Here is a 20,412-nt window from a genome sequence, read left to right as displayed (position 1 = left end):
GAAAAAGCAATTGAAGTGGGAGGAGGAACAAGATGGGACATCGTATCCAGTTTGACCGCTACCCAGGTGGCGTGATGAAGGCCTTGACGTTCAGTTATGACGATGGTGTGGTGCATGATCGCAGATTGGTGGGAATTTTCAATCAACATGGGCTGCGGGGCACATTCAATCTGAATTCCGGTACCCTGAGCAAGCCTGGCCGAATTGAGACGACAGAAGTTGCGAAGTTATATGCCGGGCATGAAGTGGCTGTACATACGGTCACCCATCCCACATTGCCCTATGTCCCGGATGAGCTGCTGACCGAAGAGATCATGGAAGATCGGAGATCGCTGGAACAGCTTGTCGGTTATCCGGTAAGAGGTATGGCCTATCCGAATGGAGGTTATGACCGTTCACTCAGCACCAAGCTCGAATGGCTTGGCATCGATTATGCACGCACGGTTGAATCCCACGGCAGGTACACACTGCCTGAGCGGCTGCTCGAATGGCATCCAACCTGCCACCACAACCATGATTTGGCGGCCCATGCCGAACGATTTATCCAGCATACGAAGACAGGTACGCCACTCTTGTTATATGTATGGGGTCACAGCTATGAATTCAATGATAACGACAATTGGCAGATTATAGAGCAGTTTGCTGAGCAGATTGGTGGCCGGGATGATATCTGGTACGCAACGAACATCGAAGTGATTGCTTACTGGAAAGCGGTCAAACGCCTGGAGTGTTCAGCAGATAGGTCCATCATCCACAATCCGTCCGCGATCACCGTCTGGTTTACGGCGGATCAGCAGGTGGTTGAAGTGAAGGCTGGCGAGACATTGCGACTAACCAAACGAATCAAGGTATAGGAAGGGAGCTGATGATCATTCGTTATTTTCATGAGAACGAGGCGATTGCAGGCAAGGTGTATGATTCAATTCCGGATATTTTGACTACCATGGCACAGCGTTATATTGGGGACCATCCGAAACACTCCTTTCTGTTCCGAGCGTACCATCGTGGAGGCTTCCGCAGACTTGGGGATTATCGTTATGATCTGAATCTGGATGCCAAGTGGAAAGAGGCTCGTGCAGGACAGTACGTATACGTATGGGGCAAGTTGTGGAGCCAGCAGGAGGCCACGTTAAATACGGGACTGAACTGTTATAGTCCGGTGACGGTCTATGTGAACGGAGAAGAGATTTTCAAATCGGAGCTGTTGCAGGAGTTATTTCCCGAGCGAAGAACCCAGATTCCGATTTCCGTGAAATATGGCTGGAACGATGTGTTGCTTTGTTTTGTAAAAACAGAGGTGGGATTCGGCGGGATCTACGGAACGGCCTCATTTAAAAACTTTCCGCTTCACTTCCTCACACCTGGTGTGAATCGCCAAGGACAGGAGGGCTGGCTGTACTCGGAACCCGTCGATGAACCTTTATCATCACTCCCTCGTGATGGCATGACTGAAGAAGAAACGGGCCTGTCCTGGTATCCGCGCAGGGACTGGACAGAAGGGGAACAGAACGCTGGAGCTTTCGCCAGAATCTTTGGGACAGAGCAGCCTGCTGTTGCGTACGCATGGTCCAAACTGGATGTCATCCAACCAGGATCGTCACCTGTTCTTTTGCAAGGAAAACATGAAGGTGCTCTCACCCTGTACGTTGATGGCAAGGAGATATATTCCGCTGGGCAAAGCGGCAATTACCGCATTGAACTGCCTTGCCGCTACGGTCCATCTGATCTGGTAGCGAAGGGTGAAACCAAGGCTGGGAGCGAGTTGTGGGGATTCACACTGGAAGATGCGAAGGATTCCACTGCAAAAGGATGGAGATTAAGACCACCTCATCCGGTTGCAGGATGTCCCGATGCGTGGCTGTATACGGGTGTATTTTCCCCAGGCTCTGAACCCTCTCACCGAGACATCGTGGTAACAGATACTGTATTTGATGATGGAGCCCAAGGTGTATACTGGCATGTTGATCTACCTGAAACGAGTGTCCGGCCCTATTTGGAAAATACCCATTATGGCAAATGGAATTATCCACTCGGTGTCACCCTCCTTGGACTTCTTCAGATTGGACAGGAGTTGGGACGTGACGACTATGTTCAGTATGTGCGGGACCATATCGGCCTGAGTACGTCGTTTGACCGTTATGGTCTGTGGGATCGGGAAGGGTACGGCGCCGCGGGAATTAATAATCAGTTGTCTGCAATCGACAGTCTGGATGATTGCGGTTCATTTGGATCTACGCTGCTCGCAGCGATGGAACTCGGCGACATTCGTGGAGGTAAAGATACCGCAGATCGTATTGCGGGCTATATTACGGATGAACAGGAACGTCTGGAAGACGGGGCCTTTTACCGTGTTCGTGGCAGCGGGGAGATGCGCCAGGAAACGATGTGGTGTGATGATCTGTATATGAGCACACCTTTTCTGATGCGTTACGGCCAGTTGACGGGAGATACTTCTTATTGGGAGGATGCAATCAACCAGTTCCTGATGTTCCGCAAATATCTGTATATTCCCGAGCAACAGATCATGTCCCATGTGTATGATTTTGTGCGTGGACGGGCGACGGGCATACCATGGGGACGCGGAAATGGATGGGTTCTGTTTTCGCTAACCGAACTACTGTCGATTCTGCCAAGTGATCACGTCAAACGGCCAGAACTGCTGAGCTTCTACCGGGATTTATGTCAGGGGTATCTGGCGCTGCAAGGTGAAAATGGACTCTGGCATCAGGTGCTGAACCGCCCGGATTCGTATGAGGAAACCTCCTGCACGTCGATGTTCATCTACGCTTATGCCCGCGGTATTCGTGAAGGCTGGCTGGAGCAGCCAGAGGCCTACCTGGATGCGGTGCGCAAAGGATGGGAGGGCATGACCCATCTGTCCATTGATTATAAAGGCAACGTCTACGGTGTATGTCGGGGTTCTGGTTACTCCTTTACCGCACTCTATTACCGGGAAGATCTGGGATGGATTCTGAACGATACGCACGGTATCGGCATTGTGCTTCTGGCCGGGATTGAGGCGTATAAAATGAACCAGCAGCTGAGCCAGATTTCGCTCGACCCTTCGGTTACAGCTGGACAACGCTAGTACAGCAATTATGAGAGTTCCTCTGCATACAGCCTAACGACAAATAAAGCGGCACAGCCTGAAGGGCTTGCCGCTTTTTTCGTTATGAATGGAAACAACGTTCAATTTTCGAATTAAATGTGTGGTTAAAACAGTTCCAATTGCTCCGGCCCCTCTTCCTCCTCCCGCTCCGTACGGTCAGGAAAGGGCTTCACGGGCTGCTCCAGCAGCTCCATCATCATCTGTGCATTGGCAGCCGCGTCACCGCCCGAGTTGTTGTTGAAAATCACATAGACATCTTTGCTCTGCTCTTGCAATTGCTCCAAATAACCTTTCCACTCCAGCAGCTCTTCCTGGTTGTAGCGATACAGATAACGGGTCTCGCGCCAATTGGGTGCACCATTCTGATGCCAGCCTGATACATTGCGCCCATGCATACGTACCAGCGTCATCTCGGCATCGGTAGCTTCGGGTACAATAGGGATAGATCCTGGCCCCGCCTGAGGTTCATCACAGACGCTGTGAATCCAGCCTTGTTCCTTCAGAAATGCAAGCGTTCGTTCGCGCATGCCCTCTTCATACCAGCTGCGATGACGAAATTCGAGGGCACACGGGATGCCTTCCATTCTCAGTTTTACTTCACGCAGTTCATTGACATTGTCCCGATTGCATTCAAACCACGGCGGGTACTGGAACAAGGCCGCTTGCATCTTGCCTGCTTCCATGACAGGCTCCAGGGATTCGCGAAAAGCCTTATACATCTCCGAGGTGCTTGTGAAATAGGGTTTTCCCCGCAGATGTCCTGTCATCCCTTGATAGGCTTTGACGATAAAAGCAAAGGACTCCGGCGTCTCCGCTGCCCAGCGTGCCATCCGATCCCGAGGCTGAACGGCGTAGAAGGAACTGTCTACCTCCACGGTCGTAAAATATTGTCCATACAGACGGAGCTTGTCTTTCGCTTTGGTACGGTTCGGGTACAAATCTTCCTGATCTCCCCAGCCCGTAAGTCCAATCCGAATCATAAATAACACCTCCTGCTGCTTCTTCTGATGTCGCGTTATATTTTAGTCGTCTAATGGCGTTCATGAAGTGAAGATGCCATAGTAGTTCTATATCAATCTTCTATGTATAGTTAACCGATTCGCGTGGGCCTGACTATGTTTAACATTATATCGTGTGGTTTCCGGCCGTTCAATGTGGGCGACGCTTGGGAATTTTTGAGTTTGAAGGATAAAGACGGTACAATGGCTAAAAGCTATAGAGATATGATCCGGCTGATATAACAGCGTATTACGGATAGTTGGGCCAGTGACCATGTGGAGGGCGATACGTAATGACGGAATGGTATGAAAAGAGTTTTGGAGAAGACTACCTTCTTGTGTACAAACATCGGGATGTGCAAGGTGCATATCAGGAAGTACATAAAATGATCAATTGGTTAAAGCTTCAGCCAAAGTCCAAGGTACTTGACCTGTGCTGTGGTATGGGCCGACATTCTCTGGCCCTTGCTGACGCTGGTTTTCAGGTGACCGGAATCGACCTGTCTGATGTGCTTCTGCGTGAAGCACGCAGCATGGATACCGAACATCGTGTAGAGTGGTATCACGCCGATATGCGCGAGCTTCCACTGAAGGGCGGATTTGACGCCGTGGTCAATCTATTTACCTCATTTGGCTATTTCCGAGAGGATGGAGAGCAACTAAGAGTGTTACGCGCCATTCATCGGATGCTGAAGCCGGGGGGCAGCTATATTATTGATTTCATGAACACGGCTTATGTGACTCGTCATCTGGTGCAGCATTCAACACGTGAAAGCGAAGGACAGAATATTGAGGAATTTCGCAAGATCCAGGATGGATTTGTGCAAAAAGAAATTCACATTACCGATACCGAATCGGGCCAAAAACCACGAATCTATCAGGAACGCGTCAAGCTGTACACTCGCGAACAACTACGTGATCTGCTTCACGAGGCAGGACTCGTGGTGGATCAGGTACATGGCGGTTATGATGAAGAGAAGTACGATGAGCAGACATCGCCGCGGATGATTTTTGTCGGTCATCGGCCGGAGCAGTAGAGTTGGAGGAGAATATTAATGAAGCGAACGGAATCCATTCCCATGCCAGCAGGCATGCATCGGGTTAAGATTACAATGGCTTTTCCACTGCGTTGGGTGAACAGCTATGTGCTTCATGAACCGGATGGAACAATAACGATTGTTGACCCGGGACCACGCAGTACTGAGACGGAACAGGAGTGGCACGAAGCACTCGCAGATTTAGATTTAACTTTTCAGGATATTAGTCAGATTGTACTGACCCACCATCACCCCGATCATCTGGGGTTGTCCGGCTGGATACAGCAGCAAACGGGTGTGCCTGTTCGAATGTCCACACGATCCCGCCAGGAAGCGGATTACATGTGGGGAACGGAGGCAACTATAAATACAGTTTTGCCTGAATATTATAGTCACCATGGAATGCCGGAAGAAAAGACGCAGCAGATCCGTGAACATATGGAGGGATTCATCTCACAGATTACGCCACTTCCCGTAGTGACACCGATTGAAGATGGCGAATGGTTGGTTATGGGCGGGAAAAAGTGGCGTGCTGTAGAAACAGGTGGTCACGCGCCAGGACATCTATCCTTCTATGCGCCAGAATCCAGGGAGATCTTGTGTGGAGATGCCGTATTGCCGCAGATCTCACCGAATATTAGCCTGCAGCCGGGAAGTGACGATCAGCCTTTATTGTCTTATATGGAAGGGCTGCATCGACTGGGGGCTTTGGATGTAGAAGTGGCATATCCAGGGCATCGGAATCCGTTTGGCCATTTTGGCGATCGAACGGTTCATCTGCTTACTCATCATGAAGAGCGCCTTCAGAAGATGATGGAGCGAATCCGGGAAGCACCGACGAATGCGTATGATATCTGTGTGTTTATGTTTGGTGACCGATTGGGAACACATCAGCTTCGTTTTGCGATGAGCGAGACTTTGGCGCACCTGCAGGAATTGATCCGGCGGGAGCGTATAGTACAGGAGCAGCAGCCCGACGGAGTGTTCTTTTTTATCGAAAATACTTAGGATGACAAGACTTTGACCAGGAGAACTGCCTGTTCAGAGTCTTTTTTTTTGCGTGTAACGACTCCAATAAATGAAAGCTTTAGTCTCTCTTAACCGTTCATTCATCTTCTTTTAAGGCAGCACTTCTATGATAAATGCATGAACTTCGCCAGAGAAAGCAGGGAAGAGCGATGACTAGGAAAAAACGAAATCAATGGAGAAAATGGCAAGCCTCAGCGGCAGCAACGTTGACCGTGGCTGCACTCTTTCAATATGTAAGAACTTCTGATGCCTTTGATGTCGCTTATGCGGCGGCTAATGGTACCGATATAAGCAGTACAGCTTCTACTCAGATAGATGCTCAGGATGATGTCATGGACGAATGGACGAACAACGCAGATGGCAATTCCGATGCATCGTCCAATGAGGGCTATAGCCTGGATGAGGGAACGGCCGATGGAAGCAATGCCATCGGTTCGAATCAAGGCAGGTCTTCGGGCGGTTGGATAACAGATCAGAACAGCAATCAGGATACAGACTCCGGATACAGCCGTGGCAATTATCAGTCACGCACGGGTGCATCATGAGCCGCACGGAGCAAGTCTCCCGTCTTCTTAAGTTCCGCTTCCGGGCGATGAACACGGACGTGGAAGTTCAGTTAGCCGCAGGACGGGAAGAAGCTGAGCATGCGGCAGCCTTGGTGAAGAATTGGTTCGGAGCGCAGGAACAGCGTTTCAGCCGATTTATGGAAGACAGTGAATTGAATCGTCTGAATCGTTGCACAGGATGGATGCCCATCTCCGCAGCAATGGATGAAGTGTTAAGTTTGGCATACGGATATATTGGACAGACGGAAGGGATTTTTCAGCCAGGTATTTCTCAGGCTCTACGGGCTTCTGGTTACGATGTCAGCTTCGAGCAGCTGCAACAAAGAGAGCTTCAGCAATCTGGAACTGAACGCAGATTGGACATTCGACAATTGGATATAACAGATATGCTGAGAGACGAATATGACTATAGCCGCCCACGTTGGATTCAAAGGGAAGGCAGCCGAATGGTTCATAAGGACCCCGGGACTGAGCTGGACCTTGGGGGCATTGTTAAGGGGTGGGCCGTTGAGCGTATCGCCGATTGGCTGCAACGTACACTTCATATTTCGGCCGGATTAATCAATGCAGGTGGAGATATTCAGGCATGGGGGACAACACTTCATCCGATGTGGTCCGTGCAAGTCACCGATCCTTATCAGGAGGAGCGTAATCTGATAGGGAATATTCAATTGAGGAAAGGTGCAATTGCTACTTCAGGAGTGGTACGAAGACAGTGGCAGAATACGGACGGAAGCCTTTCACATCACTTAATTGATCCCCGGACGATGGAGCCAGCAGATACGGATGTGCTACAGTGTACCGTTCTGGGCCAGCATACTTCGCAATGTGAGATTATTGCCAAGACCGTTTGTATTTTGGGAAGTGCCGATGCAGTAGGTTGGTTAAACCGTCATTACGATCGTCATGACGTCCTGTGGATGACCCGGGATGGGAGCACTTATTTTAGAGGAAATACCGATACGCTCGCTGAACGCTGGCCTGGTTTCGATCCGGATCACCGCTTCAGTCTTATATAAACGACAAGTCTATCAGATATGGGGGAGCCGGTTATGGCGCAATGGATTGTAGATTACCTGCCGACGTGGAATATCATTCGAATTAGTGGGATCGCCGCTTATTTGCTGCTCTTTGCGGGGGTATTTCTGGGAATTGCTCAAGGCATGCCCATGGCTAAAGGCAAACCTAAAGCGGCCATGTTTAAATGGCATACCCGAACGACCTGGCTCGCCTTTGGACTTGGGCTCGTGCATGCGTTAACCCTATATATTGATCACTATAGTCCATTCACCTGGAGTGAACTGCTCATTCCGTTTACGGCTTCAGTACATCCGATCGGCAGCGGACTGGGCACGTTATCCTTTTATGGTTTGGTGATCGTTCTGCTATCCAGTGATCTGCGTAACAAGCTTGGCCGCAAATGGTGGTTTATGTTCCATATGTTGTCTTATCCCGTATTCATCGGTTTATTGTTCCATGGCATGGTTACCGGCTCTGATTCAGGCAATGTGCTTATGCGTCTGATGTATGTGTTTACTGGCTTGAGCATTCTTGGTATTACGGTACTTCGTGGCATGCTGAGAGAACGCAAAGGCCCGGAAATTACAATTGGACCCAGTCGTGTACAGCCTAAGCCAGCAGCGGAACAGAAATGGGCTGAGGTGTATCGTTTGGCGGGAGCGGGAAGACAGGAGCATCTGAAATAGCGTATTACAAAAATAAGTGAATCAACACAAAAGAAGCGGCCTTCGTGGCCGCCTTTTTGTCATGATCAGAAGAAGTCTGATTGTTGAATTTACTTGGTTCGTTCATTTCCAACTCCTATTACACATGCAAATTATACGATATCATCGCTGACAGGTTTTTCTCCCAAAGCTTCTTCAAGCTCCGATTGTTTGCGATGCGCAATCCGGCTGCTGGCCGCTGAGGCAATGGCCCCCACGATATCATCCAGAAACGTATGCACAGGCCCGAGGCTCTTGTCGTTTAAACGTTCAAGCACACCGGGTTTTAGCTTGTCTACATAGCCGTAATTCGTAAATCCGATACTTCCGTATACGTTGACGATGGAGAATGCGAGAATCTCATCCACGCCATATAACCCTTCATCATTCTCAATCATCTCCTGCAAAGGAGAAATGAGTAAGCCTTGCTCTGCCAGCAAGTCCAGTTGAATACCTGTCAGGACTGCGTTCTGCACCTCACGTTTGCGTAATACTTTCTCCACATTGTCGATACATTCTTCCATCGTAAGACCTGGGTAATACTTATTCTGCAGCATCATGACCAGTTCTGCGATCTCAGGGATCGTAACGCCCCGCTTGTGCAGCCATTCCCTCGTTGCCTCTGCCACTTTACGGCTATTCAGGCTGTAAGGGATTTTTTCTTGCTCCGGATGTTCCATGGGCGATTCCTCCTCTGAAGTTAGCAATGTCCCTACACTTGTATCCTAATACGTTATTAACCGTTTTGGGTTTCTTTGCTATCCCTCGATGGGGATGGAAAGCCTGTTTTCAGTTTTATGCATGATGAGCTTGTTTAAAAAGTAGTTATTTTTTGGGCAAAGGCTCGTATACATGGTAGTACAAACTGTAAAAATGATGAGGGGGAACGTGATCATGAGTAAGATCCGTTATTTGCGTACAGCTTCTGCAGCTGCGCTGTTGAGTATTCCTGTGGTGTTATCCGGATGTGGTATGTTTGGGGCACAGTCCTCCGAGGCTATTGATCCACCGCCGCCGATTCAGGAAGCGGCCATGATTCAGGCGGCCGAAGGCAACGGATCACTTGCCAAGCTGCCACTTACAACCGTGTATCTGCAGGACCAGCAAGGTTTATTGGCTCCAGTATCCATGACACTTCCGTCAGGCACGGACGTCAGCAGTCCCAAGACCGCTCTGGATACACTTGTGACGGGTGGTCCATATGCTGGGATGTTGCCTGAAGGATTTCAGGGCGTTCTCCCGCAGGGTACCGTTGTTCAGAACGTAACGATTCATTCGGATGATAAACTGGCAGTCGTGGAGTTCTCCGGCAATTTTGCCAAGTATGATGCCAAGAACGAGCGCAAAATGCTGGAGGCTGTCACCTGGACTCTCACGGGCACACCAGATGTGCAGAACGTACAGATTTGGGTAGACGGCAAAAAGTTAACGCAAATGCCAGTAAACAGCACACCGCTGCCGGAACCGCTGAATCGGGCGGTAGGCATTAATCTTGATTTGGGTGATACATTCACGACCAACAGCAGTCCGGTAACGGTTTATTTCTCAGCCGCTTCGCCAGCAGGCATTCAATATTACGTCCCGGTTACACGTCTAGTGACACCAGGTGGAGACCGGGTGCAGGCGGCGTTGAATGAACTGATTAAGGGGCCAGCCAAAGGCGGCGAGCTGGAAGAGGTTATGACCGGCGGAACGCAGCTGCAATCGGTCAAAACGTCTGAGGATGGAACCGTAACGGTTGCACTCAAAGATGATATGTTTACTGAGGGAGATGTCGTGCCAAGTGAACTGCTGCAATCCGTTGTATTGACTACGGCCGAGAATACAGCTGGCAAGGAAGCTAAAGTCCAGATCGAATGGAATGGGCAAAAGACAGTCATGAGTGATGATAATCGGGATTACAGTGCCCCAGTATCGAAGCCTGAATATATCAATGAAATTCCAATTTAAGTCACAATAAGCGGTCTGATGTACGGTTGACAGAACTCTTTGGTGGACAGGATGCTTTTAAGTGAACTCTTTGGTAAAATAGAAGGGATTAGTAAAAGTGTGAACAAGCTCGACATTACAGGATGCTTAAGTCGTAGGAGGCAGAAATGATGAGATCTAACGGACGAACCAGCGACCAGCTGCGCCCGATGAATTTAACAATTAACACGAATAAATACGCCGAAGGTTCTGTACTGATTGAAGTGGGAGATACCAAGGTTATTTGTACAGCTACGGTGGAGGAACGTGTTCCTCCCTTTATGAAAGGGCAGGGTAAAGGCTGGGTAACGGCTGAATACTCCATGCTGCCACGTGCAACACATACTCGTAATCAGCGTGAAGCGAACCGCGGCAAATTGACTGGACGCACCATGGAAATTCAGCGTCTGATTGGCCGGGCACTGCGCTCGGTCGTTAACTTGCAGGCGCTTGGTGAACGTACGATTACACTGGACTGTGATGTAATTCAAGCCGACGGAGGTACACGCACAACGTCCATTACCGGTTCGTTTGTAGCTCTGGCGCTCGCGGTGAACAAAATTGCCCAACAGCATAAATTGCAAGTATTCCCGATTACGGATTTCATTGCAGCGGTAAGTGTGGGTGTAGTTGGAGAACAGCCTGTGCTGGATCTGAACTATGATGAAGATTCCAAAGCCAAGGTAGACATGAACCTCGTGATGACAGGCGGCGGGAAATATGTGGAGCTTCAGGGAACAGGTGAAGAAGCACCATTTGACCGTCGTGAGCTGAATGCGATGCTGGAGCTGGGTGAGCAGGGTATTCTGGAGATGATTGAGCGTCAAAAAGAAGTTCTCGGTCCCATTGCACTCAAGATCGGTGCTCGTGGATTAGGAGAAGCCTAACATGAGTCTGGATAGCCCAATTATCATTGTCGCAACCCGAAATGCGGGGAAAGTACGTGAATTCGCTCATGCATTCGCTCCACTGGGCAAAGAGGTCAAAAGTATGTTCGACTATCCGGAGCTGCCGGATGTCGTTGAGGATGGCGTAACCTTTGCAGAGAATGCCTGGAAGAAAGCCAAAGCGGTGGGCGATGCTCTTGGTCTGCCTGTCCTGGCTGACGATTCGGGATTGTGCGTGGATCTGCTGGACGGTGACCCGGGAGTGTATTCTGCGAGGTATGCAGGCGAGGGTGCAACCGATGAGAAGAACAATGCCAAACTGCTTGAAGCGCTGGAATCGCTCAAATCCGGTGAGGATACGGAGCAACCGCTTTTGAGTCCAGCAAGATTCGTCTGTGCATTGGTGCTGTATGATCCGGCAACCGGAGACAAGTATGAATCAGAAGGCATGGTGGAAGGCTGGATCACAGCTGAGGCAGCCGGTGGTGGCGGTTTTGGATATGACCCACTCTTCTATGTGCCTGAATACGAGATGACGATGGCCGAGCTTACGCTGGAGCAAAAGCAGGCGATCAGTCACCGCGGGAATGCCCTGAGAGCGCTCGTATCCAGCCTGAAAGGCTGAGATTCAAACGAATCGGCTCATATAATTATGAATGTATAAGGTGAATTATGGCCTTGCTTAAATATCAAAGCGTTAGTGGAAGGTAAGAGTCATTCCTGTGGAATGCTTCACCGACCATTAACGTTTTTTTATTTTTCTGGAGTGGAGCCGATGTTAATAAAGCCAGTACGTAGGACCCAAAATAAATCCCGCTTTTTTTAGTGAAAAAATCAGAACGTACGTTCTTATACCTATATAAAAAATGCGGAGATTTCACGTTTGAGCAGAGCATTAGGACCGGGGTTGGAAGAAGTTGCAAGTCTTGTACCGTATGGGTTAACATTCAAGTTAACGAATCATCAATGAACTCAAACGGAGGGGATTTGCTTATGCAAGAAGTGAAGCTTACGGTGTCTTATGATGATTATGAGAACGGTATTCGTATGGAAACGTTGATTAGGGAACTGGCTGCCAAACCGGAGGCTGGTTCGCTGGAGAGTCTGATTATTGGAGACTGGGGGCAGGCTTATGAAAATTCGCCGGATGAATTTATGGGCACGCTCATCGAGCTGGCTCCCAGCTTTCCTTCTTTGAAGAAACTGTTCATCGGAGATATGGGCTTTGAAGAATGCGAAGTATCATGGATTATTCAGACGGATCTCACCCCCCTATTGGTTGCTTTTCCTGAATTGAAGTCATTCTCGGTGAAGGGCAGCAGCGGACTAAGTCTGGAACCCATCGAACATGCCAAACTTGAAGAATTAATCATTATTTGCGGTGGTCTTCCCAAAAGCGTGTTAGCTTCAATTGCCCGGGCTAAGTTGCCTGAATTGCGTAAGCTTGAGCTGTATCTGGGCGTGGATGATTATGGATTCGACGGTTCACTTCAAGATGTACTTCCACTTTTGGAACAGGGCTTATTTCCAAAGCTCGTATACCTGGGTCTGAAAGACAGTGAAATTCAGGATGAGATTGCGAAAGCTGCGGCTGAGGCACCCATTCTGGATCAACTTGAAATCCTGGATCTGTCAGAGGGCACGTTGTCTGATGAAGGGGCAGAGGCGCTGCTCGCTAGTGATAAGATCAAAAAACTGAAACATCTCAATCTTAGTTACCACTACATGACAGACGACATGCTCATTCGCTGGAAACGTTCAGGTATACCTGTAGATGTTAGCGAGCAACAACAGAGTGATGAAGATGACTGGCGTTACCCGTCGTTAACGGAATAAATGATGTCAGGCATGACAGAAATGGAAGAAAATTTGCAAAGCCCAGTTAAGGATTCGGATATGACGCTGGAGCAGCCGTTATTGTTAATTGGAAACCCGAATAATCGCCGAACCCTTGGATTACAGGAGGCAAGACAGCGTATTGGCTTACAACCTGCACTTGTGCTGCCTTATGCCCGGTTGCTAAAGACTTGGAGACGGGGCGGAACCATGGCGGATGCCGTACAGCAATGTCTGGAAGGGCGAGGGACTACACACGTTAAGGGAGAGCCGTGGATATCTTCACCAGCATCGATATTATATGCGAATCATGATTTAGTTCATGGAGTGAATAGTGTACCTCTTATTCGACTGGATGCCCCTGGTGAGGAATGGGAAGTAGAGCGTGAGCTGCTCTTTCTTGGAGCTGTGAATGATGTATCTCCGTTAATCGATGGCCTTTCTGCGGGAATGATTCCGGCAGAACAGACACTCACTCTTGAACAGGAGTGGGGACGGATCTACGCGCCCAACCAATGGTTTCGTGGCTGGAAGGCCTGTTTGGAACGAATTCGCCATGAAGCTCTGGAATATTGGCCTAATGCCCGGTTCATGAATGATCCTCATGACATTGCGATCATGTTTGATAAAAGGAAATGCCAGCAGCATCTATCTGCTCATAGCGTTCACGTTCCCCCAACACTCCAATCTTCGGAGCCGATCCGCAATTATGCGGACCTGCGTACAGCGATGAAAACAGCGGGTATGAATCGCGTTTTCGTGAAGCTTGCGTGTGGCTCCGGTGCTTCAGGCGTTGTTGCCTATCAAATTAATCCACGAACGGGTGCTGAAATTGCCATAACCACTGCGGGAATGGAACGGATCCAGGGAAAGCTCATTTTTTATAATGAAGGCCGGTTGCGCAGGTACACACATACTTCAGATATTTCTGCGCTCATGAATTGGCTGTGTGCTGAGGGTGCCCAGATTGAACGTTGGATGGCAAAAGCGTCCCTGGGTTCAAGCGTATTTGATATTCGCCAGCTTGTGGCAGGTGGACAAGCAGGTCATGCCATCGTACGGCTTAGTCAGACACCAATCACCAATCTGCATTTGCGCAATGAGCGGTTGCTTCCCGCAGAAGCAGGGCTGGATGAACAGCAGATGAATGGAGTTCAGACGGCAGCGAAAGCAGCAATGGCTGCCTTCCCCAACTCATGGTCTGCCGGGATTGATGTAATGCTCAGTGGAGATACTGAGCCGCGTGCCTATATTTTGGATGTGAATCCGTTCGGAGATTTGTTGTACAGAGTGCAATATAACGGACTTGGAACCTATGAATGGGAAATGGAACTTTTACGAAAGGAGCCTTACAACTATGACTGATATGAACACCATCGTAGGCTCCCATGATCTATTAATGATTACACTGGACACGTTAAGGTATGACGTAGCCAAGCTGGAGGAACAGAATTGCCCCAACCTGTGCGGTACGGGTCCTTGGGAGAAGCGTCATACTCCGGGAAGTTTTACCTATGCGGCACATCATGCTTTTTTTGGTGGCTTCATGCCTACACCTGCCAATACAGACAAAGCCTCCCACGTCCGACTTTTTCATTCCCGGAATACCGGATTAAAGACTCATCCGCATACGTGGCTGTTCGACACACCGGATATCGTATCCGGGTTAGCGGCTGAAGGATACCGTACGATTTGTATTGGCGGGGTCATTTTCTTCACCAAGAAAAATCCACTTGCCAAAGTGCTGCCGGGTTATTTTCAGCAAAGCTACTGGCGGATGAATTTTGGGGTAACCAACCCTAAATCAACTGAGCATCAGGTTCAGCATGCCTTGAAGCTGCTGGAGCAAAGCGCACCGGATGAGAGGTTGTTTTTGTTCCTGAATGTGTCTGCTATCCATGGTCCCAATCGCTATTTTGTGGAGGGTGCAAGAGAGGACTCGGTAGAAACACAGCGTGCAGCGCTTCGGTATGTGGACGAGGCCCTTGGGCCATTGTTTGATGCAATGAGGCAGCGTTCACGGCCTACGTTTTGTTTAGCTTTTTCCGATCATGGAACGGCGTATGGGGAGGATGGTTATCAGGGGCACAGGCTTGCGCATGATGTTGTCTGGAATGTGCCTTACCGTGAATTTATTTTATAGAACTAATGATTCATATCATCAACAACTACAAACCGGATTCAGGGAGGAAACCGATGGACGATCAAATTCAACATACGACAGCAGGTCATTCCGCACAGTCCGGATCCAATACAGCTAGAGGTCTCAGAGAAGTGCTTGCTTCCCCCTATCGCTCTTATTTATATTCGTATCCCCACAAGACCGCATATCGGGAGTTGAACCCACCTTTACCGCTCGGTCCATTGTGGGAACGTGAGAATACCGATACGTATTTTTTATATATGCACATTCCGTTTTGTGCCGCTCGTTGCGGATTCTGCAACCTGTTCACGCTGCCGGATCGTCGTGATGACACCCATGTGCGTTATGTGGATGCGCTGGAACGGCAAGCCAAACAGTGGGCACCACTCACATCACGGAGACCCTATTCGAGGTTTGCCATCGGTGGTGGGACGCCCACATTATTAAATGAAATTCAGTTGAACCGCTTGTTCGATATTGCTGAACAGGTGATGGGGCTCGATCCGACGCAAGCTTCGATCTCGGTAGAAACATCACCGGATACCGTGACGGAAGCCAAATTGGCGATCATGAAAGAGCGAAGAGTGGACCGGGTAAGTATGGGCATCCAAAGTTTTATTGAAGCCGAAGCCTCAGCCATTTACCGTCCGCAAAAACCACAGGAAGTGGAACGCGCGCTTGAGAAGCTTACACGGTATGAATTCCCTCTGTTGAATCTGGACCTAATCTATGGTCTGCCGGGACAAACGGTGGAATCATGGCTGTATTCGCTGGAACGTGTCCTTTCATATGAACCGGGTGAGATTTTCATTTACCCACTGTACACCCGCGAGAATACCATTGTTAAACCGGATGATATTCAGCGTCAGGGACCGGATATTCGGATGGAGCTGTATAAGGCTGCGCGTGAGACTTTAAAAAGCAGAGGCTATCTCCAGTATTCCATGCGCAGATTTGCCAAAGAACAATCATCTTCTGGAAGCAAAGAGCTTCTACCCTACAGCTGTCAGGAGGAAGGCATGGTTGGTCTCGGTTGCGGTGCACGCTCTTATACTAGTGAAGTACACTATGCTTCCAAGTATGGTGTTAGTTATAAGGCCACACAGAGCATCATCGCCGATTATGTGGCAACTGAGCGTTATGATGTGGCCGATTACGGCATAGTACTCAACCTAGAGGAGCAGAAGCGCCGCTTTATTCTGAAAGCTCTGCTGCATCGGGAAGGTTTGGCGCTATCTGATTATGATCAACGATTCGGAACGGAAGTCCTGTCAGACTACGGATGGTTGAGTGAACTGTTGTCTGAGGGCATGGCTGAGCTTGAGCAGGACGATAAGGGTAACCAGGTGCTGCGTCTGACAGAAGAGGGATTGGGCTACTCGGATGCTATTGGAGATTGGCTCATCTCCGCTGAGGTTCGTGAACAAATGGAAGGGTTTGTATTCTCATGAGAGCAACCTTGTATTATCGGGGGAAGCTGTCGTCCTGTAATTACGACTGTCCATATTGTCCGTTTAGCAAAACGGTAGATTCCAAGGAGACGTTGGAAGTGGATGAACAACAACTGCGTCAATTTGTGAATTGGGTGAGGGATCAGGAGAGTGCTGGTCATCAATTCTCGATTTTCTTTAACCCGTATGGAGAAGCTCTGGTAAGACGTTGGTATCGGGAAGCGATGATTGAGCTATCGCATATGCCACATGTGGACAAAATTGCAGTCCAAACCAACCTATCTGTCAAACTGGACTGGGTCCGTGAATTGAACCGAGATAAAGCGGCTTTCTGGGCGACCTATCACCCACGTGAGACGAAAGAGGCTTCCTTCGTCAAACAATGTTTGACTTTACGTGAGATGAGACTTGCTTTTAGTGTGGGGACAGTTGGATTGCGCAGTGCATTCCCTGCTATTGAATCGATGAGGCAGGCTTTACCCGATGAGGTGTATATGTGGATCAATGCATTTAAAGATCGACCCAAATATTACAGCGTGGAAGAGGTCGACTTTTTACGATCCATTGATCCACTGTTTGAAGGGAACCTGCGGGATTATGAGAGTCTGGGCAAGCGTTGTTCCGCTGGTTCGGAGGTATTTTATGTGCAAGGGTCAGGGCATGTAAAAAGGTGTTACAAGGACCGTCGAATTATTGGGCATCTCTACCGCGATGGTTTGCAGGCTTTGGCCGCAGATCGGCCGTGTGGCATGAAGAAGTGTGGCTGTTACATCGGTTATATTCATATGGAGGATTCTCCGTTCAGAGATATCTTTGGAAGTGGATTGCTTGAACGTAATCCGGTACTGATCAATCCATAGATATCGGTAAAGGGGTGCTTGATGAACAGCTATGATGCTGCTCATCGGCACCCCTTTTAAGAATGAAAAAATCGCCTTATTATCGAATGGCCACTTTGTACGTACGCAACCACGAGTTGATCTGTGTCAGATATGCAAATAGCTGTGGACCCGACATTAACTGTCCAAACCAGGGCAGGTTCGATGAAGCATCCGGTGAAGAGGCCAATTTACGAATTTGAGCTTTGTCGATTAAAGGCAAGATCGGTGAGCTTGCGTCATCCAGAATATCAAGCACCTGTTGTTTAACGGCAGCAAGATACTGCGGATTATGTGTTTTCGGATAAGGACTCTTTTTCCGGTACAACACATCGTCAGGCAGTACACCTTCCAGCGCTTTACGCAGGATGCCTTTTTCCCGTCCGCCTGTCATTTTCATGTCCCAAGGCACGTTAAATACATATTGAATCAAACGGTGATCACAGTAAGGTACCCGAACCTCAAGCCCGGCTCCCATACTCATCCGATCTTTCCGATCCAGTAGTGTAGGCATGAAGCGGGTGATGTTCAGATAGGACATTACTCGCATTTGGGCTGCTTTACCGGTCTCCCCATCGAGTAAAGGTACTTCAGCCACAGCATCCGAGTAGCGGTCCGCGAGATAGTCGAGTGGCCTGATCCATTCCCGAATGTCCGGGGATAACAATCCTGCTCGCATATCAGGCGCTACAGACCATGGGAATGTACCGGAGTTCAGCATCTCTTCCCGGTGGAACCAAGGATAACCGCCAAATACTTCATCCGCTGCTTCGCCCGAAATGGCAACGGTGGCTCCTTTTTTGATTTCTTTACAGAACAGATAGAGAGAGGAATCTACATCCGCCATACCCGGCAAATCACGCACAAGCATTGCCTGGGTCAGTGCGTGAACCAACTCGCCATTTTCAATCTCAATCCAGTGATGATCTGTCTTCAGTTCATCCACCATACGCTTAATCCAGGGTCCATCTGCACCAGGCTGGAAGGAATGGGCCTGAAAATGCTTTGCATTATCCACATAGTCAACAGAATACGTGCTGACTTGGCCTTGACCTGTACGGTTATAATAATCTACCGCTAACGCAGATAGAGCGCTTGAATCCAGTCCCCCCGACAAAAGAGAGCAGACCGGAACGTCCGAAGCCAATTGGCGTTCTAATGTATCCTGCAACAGTCTGCGTACTTCGGCAGCTGTCTCTTCCAAATTATGTTCGTGATTCTGACTTTCCAGCTTCCAGTAAGCATAGGTTTTAATACCGTTTCGGTTGTAGATAAGCGCATGCGCAGGTTTGAGCTCGTTAAGGGAGGAGTATACGCCGTGTCCAGGTGTCCGGGCAGGACCGACAATAAATACTTCTGCCAAACCTTCGGGGCCTACCGCAGCTTCAACATCCGGGTGGATGAGCAGTGCTTTGGGTTCTGAGCCAAATACGAGTGCATCCTTTGCATGACTGTAGAACAGGGGTTTGACACCCAACCGATCACGGGCGATAAAAACCTGTTCACGTCCGCCATCCCATATGGCAAAAGCAAAAATTCCGTTAAACCGGTCAACGCAGGCCGGACCCCACTCAATATAAGAGGCGAGCAGCACTTCCGTATCACATTGTGTGCGGAAATGGTGTCCGCGCTGGAGCAATTCCTTTTTCAACTCGGGTGCATTGTATAGTTCTCCGTTATACACGACGGTATAGGAGGTGTCTCCCTGTAACGCATGCATGGGCTGTGCCCCGTTCTCCGGGTCCATAACGCTGAGACGCCGATGTCCGAACGCACAAGGATTGGAGATCCATGTACCTGAAGCGTCGGGCCCCCGGTTCGACAAGCTGTCCGTCATCCGGACCAGCAGCTCTGATTCCTGGGTCAAATCCCGATTCCACTGTATGAAGCCGGTTATACCGCACATGGTTTGTTCATCCTTTCTTAGTCGAGTCATTCATCCGTATGGCTTCTTAGTTGCTAACAGCCAGCAAATGTTGTCTTTTTCGTCAGAAGTCGTAACAAATATATGCCGAAAGCAGGCATAAAATGTCTGTCCTCTTCGGAAACTATATCTAGGGACAACGGCCTCAACATGCCTGTGAAGGAGAGAACTTGCAAATGGACAGTATGACCTATTATGTATCTGTCATGGGGCGCTCCGTTATTCCGGACCCGCACGTAACGTCGTATGAATGGGTGATCCAGGCGACGCCTCAGGAGGCGGAACAATTACTGGGACTGCTTAATCTGATGCAGGAAAAAGAGGAAGAGGCCTTTCCAGGAATGGTATTCCCTTGGCCGGATACGCCGGAGGAGTCTGTAAACCGCGCATATGAAGCTGTGTTACAGCAGGTGTATCGGGAGATTTACCGTTTGGGAACACCAGAGACCCGATACCAGATCGAACAAAGTACATGAAATGGACAAAGGAGCGCGATAACAAATGTATGCCATTCAGGATGCCAAAATACGCAGATTAACCGAAGTGGATGGATTGTCTTGTGCAGAAGTTGAGGTACAGCCTGGAAATACGGGTGATCCGTCTTTGCTTGTATACGTTGCGGCTACCCAGCCAGGGAATTCGCTTGAAGTCGTTCGAATTGTACGCAATCATTCGGATGCAGTCCTGGATTGGTACAATAACAATATGCACACCGCGTTTGAAGATGCTACGGAAACGGCGTTTGAGAACAGTGAAGGCATTACAGCAGGAGAAGATAAAGCCCGGTTTCAGAGTGAGTTACTTGCTTTTGGATTACTGGGACCGACGCTTCAGCGTTATTTGGTGGGGCAAGGTTAAGGTG

20 protein-coding genes are annotated in these 20,412 nt (G+C 49.2%); 17 read left to right on the top strand and 3 right to left on the bottom strand.

The genetic code is table 11. The features are described 5' to 3' along the window. Positions 1 to 32: 32 nt before the first annotated feature. Both BLV50_RS24425 and BLV50_RS24420 read left to right on the top strand, forming a co-directional pair. Positions 33 to 854: a polysaccharide deacetylase family protein gene (locus BLV50_RS24425; RefSeq protein ID WP_090810457.1), complete on the top strand. Its 822-nt coding sequence runs from the start codon at positions 33 to 35 to the stop codon at positions 852 to 854. An 11-nt stretch (positions 855 to 865) separates the two neighbouring features. Continuing rightward, the gene (locus tag BLV50_RS24420; protein ID WP_256338041.1) at positions 866 to 3,088 is read left to right on the top strand and encodes a glycoside hydrolase family 88/105 protein; all 2,223 of its coding nucleotides are present in this window, start codon (positions 866 to 868) and stop codon (positions 3,086 to 3,088) included. A 125-nt stretch (positions 3,089 to 3,213) separates the two neighbouring features. Here BLV50_RS24420 and BLV50_RS24415 read toward each other — a convergent pair whose 3' ends face one another. Next, complete coding sequence (locus tag BLV50_RS24415) at positions 3,214 to 4,089, bottom strand: DUF72 domain-containing protein (protein ID WP_072735428.1); 876 nt, start codon at positions 4,087 to 4,089, stop codon at positions 3,214 to 3,216. A 311-nt stretch (positions 4,090 to 4,400) separates the two neighbouring features. Between BLV50_RS24415 and BLV50_RS24410 the strand changes: the two genes are divergently transcribed. The 5 genes from BLV50_RS24410 (at position 4,401) to BLV50_RS24390 (ending at position 8,445) form a co-directional block, all read left to right on the top strand. After that, the gene (locus BLV50_RS24410; RefSeq protein ID WP_063566693.1) at positions 4,401 to 5,144 is read left to right on the top strand and encodes a class I SAM-dependent methyltransferase; all 744 of its coding nucleotides are present in this window, start codon (positions 4,401 to 4,403) and stop codon (positions 5,142 to 5,144) included. A gap of 18 nt (positions 5,145 to 5,162) precedes the next feature. Then, on the top strand, positions 5,163 to 6,152 hold the full coding sequence (locus BLV50_RS24405; protein WP_090810455.1) for an MBL fold metallo-hydrolase: 990 nt from the start codon (positions 5,163 to 5,165) through the stop codon (positions 6,150 to 6,152). Positions 6,153 to 6,322: 170 nt separating this feature from the next. Continuing rightward, complete coding sequence (locus BLV50_RS24400; RefSeq protein WP_063566695.1) at positions 6,323 to 6,718, top strand: hypothetical protein; 396 nt, start codon at positions 6,323 to 6,325, stop codon at positions 6,716 to 6,718. Then, on the top strand, positions 6,715 to 7,758 hold the full coding sequence (locus BLV50_RS24395; protein WP_090810453.1) for an FAD:protein FMN transferase: 1,044 nt from the start codon (positions 6,715 to 6,717) through the stop codon (positions 7,756 to 7,758). The genes BLV50_RS24400 and BLV50_RS24395 overlap by 4 nt, the downstream gene beginning before the upstream one ends. A 33-nt stretch (positions 7,759 to 7,791) precedes the next feature. Further along, positions 7,792 to 8,445: a ferric reductase-like transmembrane domain-containing protein gene (locus tag BLV50_RS24390; RefSeq protein WP_177031248.1), complete on the top strand. Its 654-nt coding sequence runs from the start codon at positions 7,792 to 7,794 to the stop codon at positions 8,443 to 8,445. Between the two features lie 131 nt (positions 8,446 to 8,576). On the opposite strand, the gene BLV50_RS24385 is transcribed toward BLV50_RS24390, so the two are convergent. Further along, positions 8,577 to 9,143 (bottom strand): phosphatidylglycerophosphatase A family protein, encoded by a 567-nt coding sequence (locus tag BLV50_RS24385; protein ID WP_063566698.1) that lies wholly within the window; start codon positions 9,141 to 9,143, stop codon positions 8,577 to 8,579. A gap of 214 nt (positions 9,144 to 9,357) precedes the next feature. Here BLV50_RS24385 and BLV50_RS24380 point away from each other — a divergent pair, with 214 nt between their 5' ends. The 8 genes from BLV50_RS24380 to BLV50_RS24345 all read left to right on the top strand — a co-directional run bounded on the left by BLV50_RS24380 (position 9,358) and on the right by BLV50_RS24345 (position 17,608). Further along, complete coding sequence (locus BLV50_RS24380) at positions 9,358 to 10,413, top strand: GerMN domain-containing protein (RefSeq protein ID WP_063566699.1); 1,056 nt, start codon at positions 9,358 to 9,360, stop codon at positions 10,411 to 10,413. A gap of 146 nt (positions 10,414 to 10,559) precedes the next feature. Then, entirely contained in the window at positions 10,560 to 11,318 is a 759-nt protein-coding gene (rph, locus tag BLV50_RS24375) for a ribonuclease PH (protein WP_053783129.1), read from the top strand. 1 nt (position 11,319) lies between these two features. Beyond that, positions 11,320 to 11,943, top strand: coding sequence for an XTP/dITP diphosphatase (locus tag BLV50_RS24370; protein WP_090810450.1), 624 nt, complete (start codon positions 11,320 to 11,322; stop codon positions 11,941 to 11,943). 368 nt (positions 11,944 to 12,311) lie between these two features. Continuing rightward, positions 12,312 to 13,154: an STM4015 family protein gene (locus tag BLV50_RS24365; protein WP_090810448.1), complete on the top strand. Its 843-nt coding sequence runs from the start codon at positions 12,312 to 12,314 to the stop codon at positions 13,152 to 13,154. 3 nt (positions 13,155 to 13,157) lie between these two features. Next, positions 13,158 to 14,519: an STM4014 family protein gene (locus tag BLV50_RS24360; RefSeq protein WP_256338040.1), complete on the top strand. Its 1,362-nt coding sequence runs from the start codon at positions 13,158 to 13,160 to the stop codon at positions 14,517 to 14,519. Further along, entirely contained in the window at positions 14,512 to 15,297 is a 786-nt protein-coding gene (locus tag BLV50_RS24355) for an STM4013/SEN3800 family hydrolase (protein ID WP_090810446.1), read from the top strand. The genes BLV50_RS24360 and BLV50_RS24355 overlap by 8 nt, the downstream gene beginning before the upstream one ends. A 53-nt stretch (positions 15,298 to 15,350) precedes the next feature. Next, positions 15,351 to 16,748 (top strand): STM4012 family radical SAM protein, encoded by a 1,398-nt coding sequence (locus tag BLV50_RS24350; RefSeq protein WP_090810444.1) that lies wholly within the window; start codon positions 15,351 to 15,353, stop codon positions 16,746 to 16,748. Then, entirely contained in the window at positions 16,745 to 17,608 is an 864-nt protein-coding gene (locus BLV50_RS24345) for an STM4011 family radical SAM protein (RefSeq protein ID WP_090810442.1), read from the top strand. The genes BLV50_RS24350 and BLV50_RS24345 overlap by 4 nt, the downstream gene beginning before the upstream one ends. A gap of 79 nt (positions 17,609 to 17,687) precedes the next feature. Here BLV50_RS24345 and asnB read toward each other — a convergent pair whose 3' ends face one another. Further along, positions 17,688 to 19,532: an asparagine synthase (glutamine-hydrolyzing) gene (asnB, locus tag BLV50_RS24340; RefSeq protein WP_064635806.1), complete on the bottom strand. Its 1,845-nt coding sequence runs from the start codon at positions 19,530 to 19,532 to the stop codon at positions 17,688 to 17,690. 194 nt (positions 19,533 to 19,726) lie between these two features. Here asnB and BLV50_RS24335 point away from each other — a divergent pair, with 194 nt between their 5' ends. Both BLV50_RS24335 and BLV50_RS24330 read left to right on the top strand, forming a co-directional pair. After that, positions 19,727 to 20,026: a hypothetical protein gene (locus BLV50_RS24335; protein WP_063566707.1), complete on the top strand. Its 300-nt coding sequence runs from the start codon at positions 19,727 to 19,729 to the stop codon at positions 20,024 to 20,026. 25 nt (positions 20,027 to 20,051) lie between these two features. Next, the gene (locus BLV50_RS24330) at positions 20,052 to 20,408 is read left to right on the top strand and encodes a hypothetical protein (protein ID WP_064635807.1); all 357 of its coding nucleotides are present in this window, start codon (positions 20,052 to 20,054) and stop codon (positions 20,406 to 20,408) included. The last annotated feature ends 4 nt before the right edge of the window (positions 20,409 to 20,412 follow it).

Origin of the sequence: Paenibacillus sp. 276b (genome assembly GCF_900107875.1) — a bacterium.
Classification (GTDB): domain Bacteria; phylum Bacillota; class Bacilli; order Paenibacillales; family Paenibacillaceae; genus Paenibacillus; species Paenibacillus marchantiae.
This window is presented reverse-complemented; position numbering and strand designations above follow the sequence as displayed.

Bases quoted from the DNA above. Each gene is read 5' to 3' on its own strand.
- BLV50_RS24425 (WP_090810457.1), top strand. From the start codon at position 33: ATGGGACATCGTATCCAGTTTGACCGCTACCCAGGTGGCGTGATGAAG.
- BLV50_RS24420 (WP_256338041.1), top strand. From the start codon at position 866: ATGATCATTCGTTATTTTCATGAGAACGAGGCGATTGCAGGCAAGGTG.
- BLV50_RS24415 (WP_072735428.1), bottom strand. From the start codon at position 4,089: ATGATTCGGATTGGACTTACGGGCTGGGGAGATCAGGAAGATTTGTAC.
- BLV50_RS24410 (WP_063566693.1), top strand. From the start codon at position 4,401: ATGACGGAATGGTATGAAAAGAGTTTTGGAGAAGACTACCTTCTTGTG.
- BLV50_RS24405 (WP_090810455.1), top strand. From the start codon at position 5,163: ATGAAGCGAACGGAATCCATTCCCATGCCAGCAGGCATGCATCGGGTT.
- BLV50_RS24400 (WP_063566695.1), top strand. From the start codon at position 6,323: ATGACTAGGAAAAAACGAAATCAATGGAGAAAATGGCAAGCCTCAGCG.
- BLV50_RS24395 (WP_090810453.1), top strand. From the start codon at position 6,715: ATGAGCCGCACGGAGCAAGTCTCCCGTCTTCTTAAGTTCCGCTTCCGG.
- BLV50_RS24390 (WP_177031248.1), top strand. From the start codon at position 7,792: ATGGCGCAATGGATTGTAGATTACCTGCCGACGTGGAATATCATTCGA.
- BLV50_RS24385 (WP_063566698.1), bottom strand. From the start codon at position 9,143: ATGGAACATCCGGAGCAAGAAAAAATCCCTTACAGCCTGAATAGCCGT.
- BLV50_RS24380 (WP_063566699.1), top strand. From the start codon at position 9,358: ATGAGTAAGATCCGTTATTTGCGTACAGCTTCTGCAGCTGCGCTGTTG.
- rph (WP_053783129.1), top strand. From the start codon at position 10,560: ATGATGAGATCTAACGGACGAACCAGCGACCAGCTGCGCCCGATGAAT.
- BLV50_RS24370 (WP_090810450.1), top strand. From the start codon at position 11,320: ATGAGTCTGGATAGCCCAATTATCATTGTCGCAACCCGAAATGCGGGG.
- BLV50_RS24365 (WP_090810448.1), top strand. From the start codon at position 12,312: ATGCAAGAAGTGAAGCTTACGGTGTCTTATGATGATTATGAGAACGGT.
- BLV50_RS24360 (WP_256338040.1), top strand. From the start codon at position 13,158: ATGTCAGGCATGACAGAAATGGAAGAAAATTTGCAAAGCCCAGTTAAG.
- BLV50_RS24355 (WP_090810446.1), top strand. From the start codon at position 14,512: ATGACTGATATGAACACCATCGTAGGCTCCCATGATCTATTAATGATT.
- BLV50_RS24350 (WP_090810444.1), top strand. From the start codon at position 15,351: ATGGACGATCAAATTCAACATACGACAGCAGGTCATTCCGCACAGTCC.
- BLV50_RS24345 (WP_090810442.1), top strand. From the start codon at position 16,745: ATGAGAGCAACCTTGTATTATCGGGGGAAGCTGTCGTCCTGTAATTAC.
- asnB (WP_064635806.1), bottom strand. From the start codon at position 19,532: ATGTGCGGTATAACCGGCTTCATACAGTGGAATCGGGATTTGACCCAG.
- BLV50_RS24335 (WP_063566707.1), top strand. From the start codon at position 19,727: ATGGACAGTATGACCTATTATGTATCTGTCATGGGGCGCTCCGTTATT.
- BLV50_RS24330 (WP_064635807.1), top strand. From the start codon at position 20,052: ATGTATGCCATTCAGGATGCCAAAATACGCAGATTAACCGAAGTGGAT.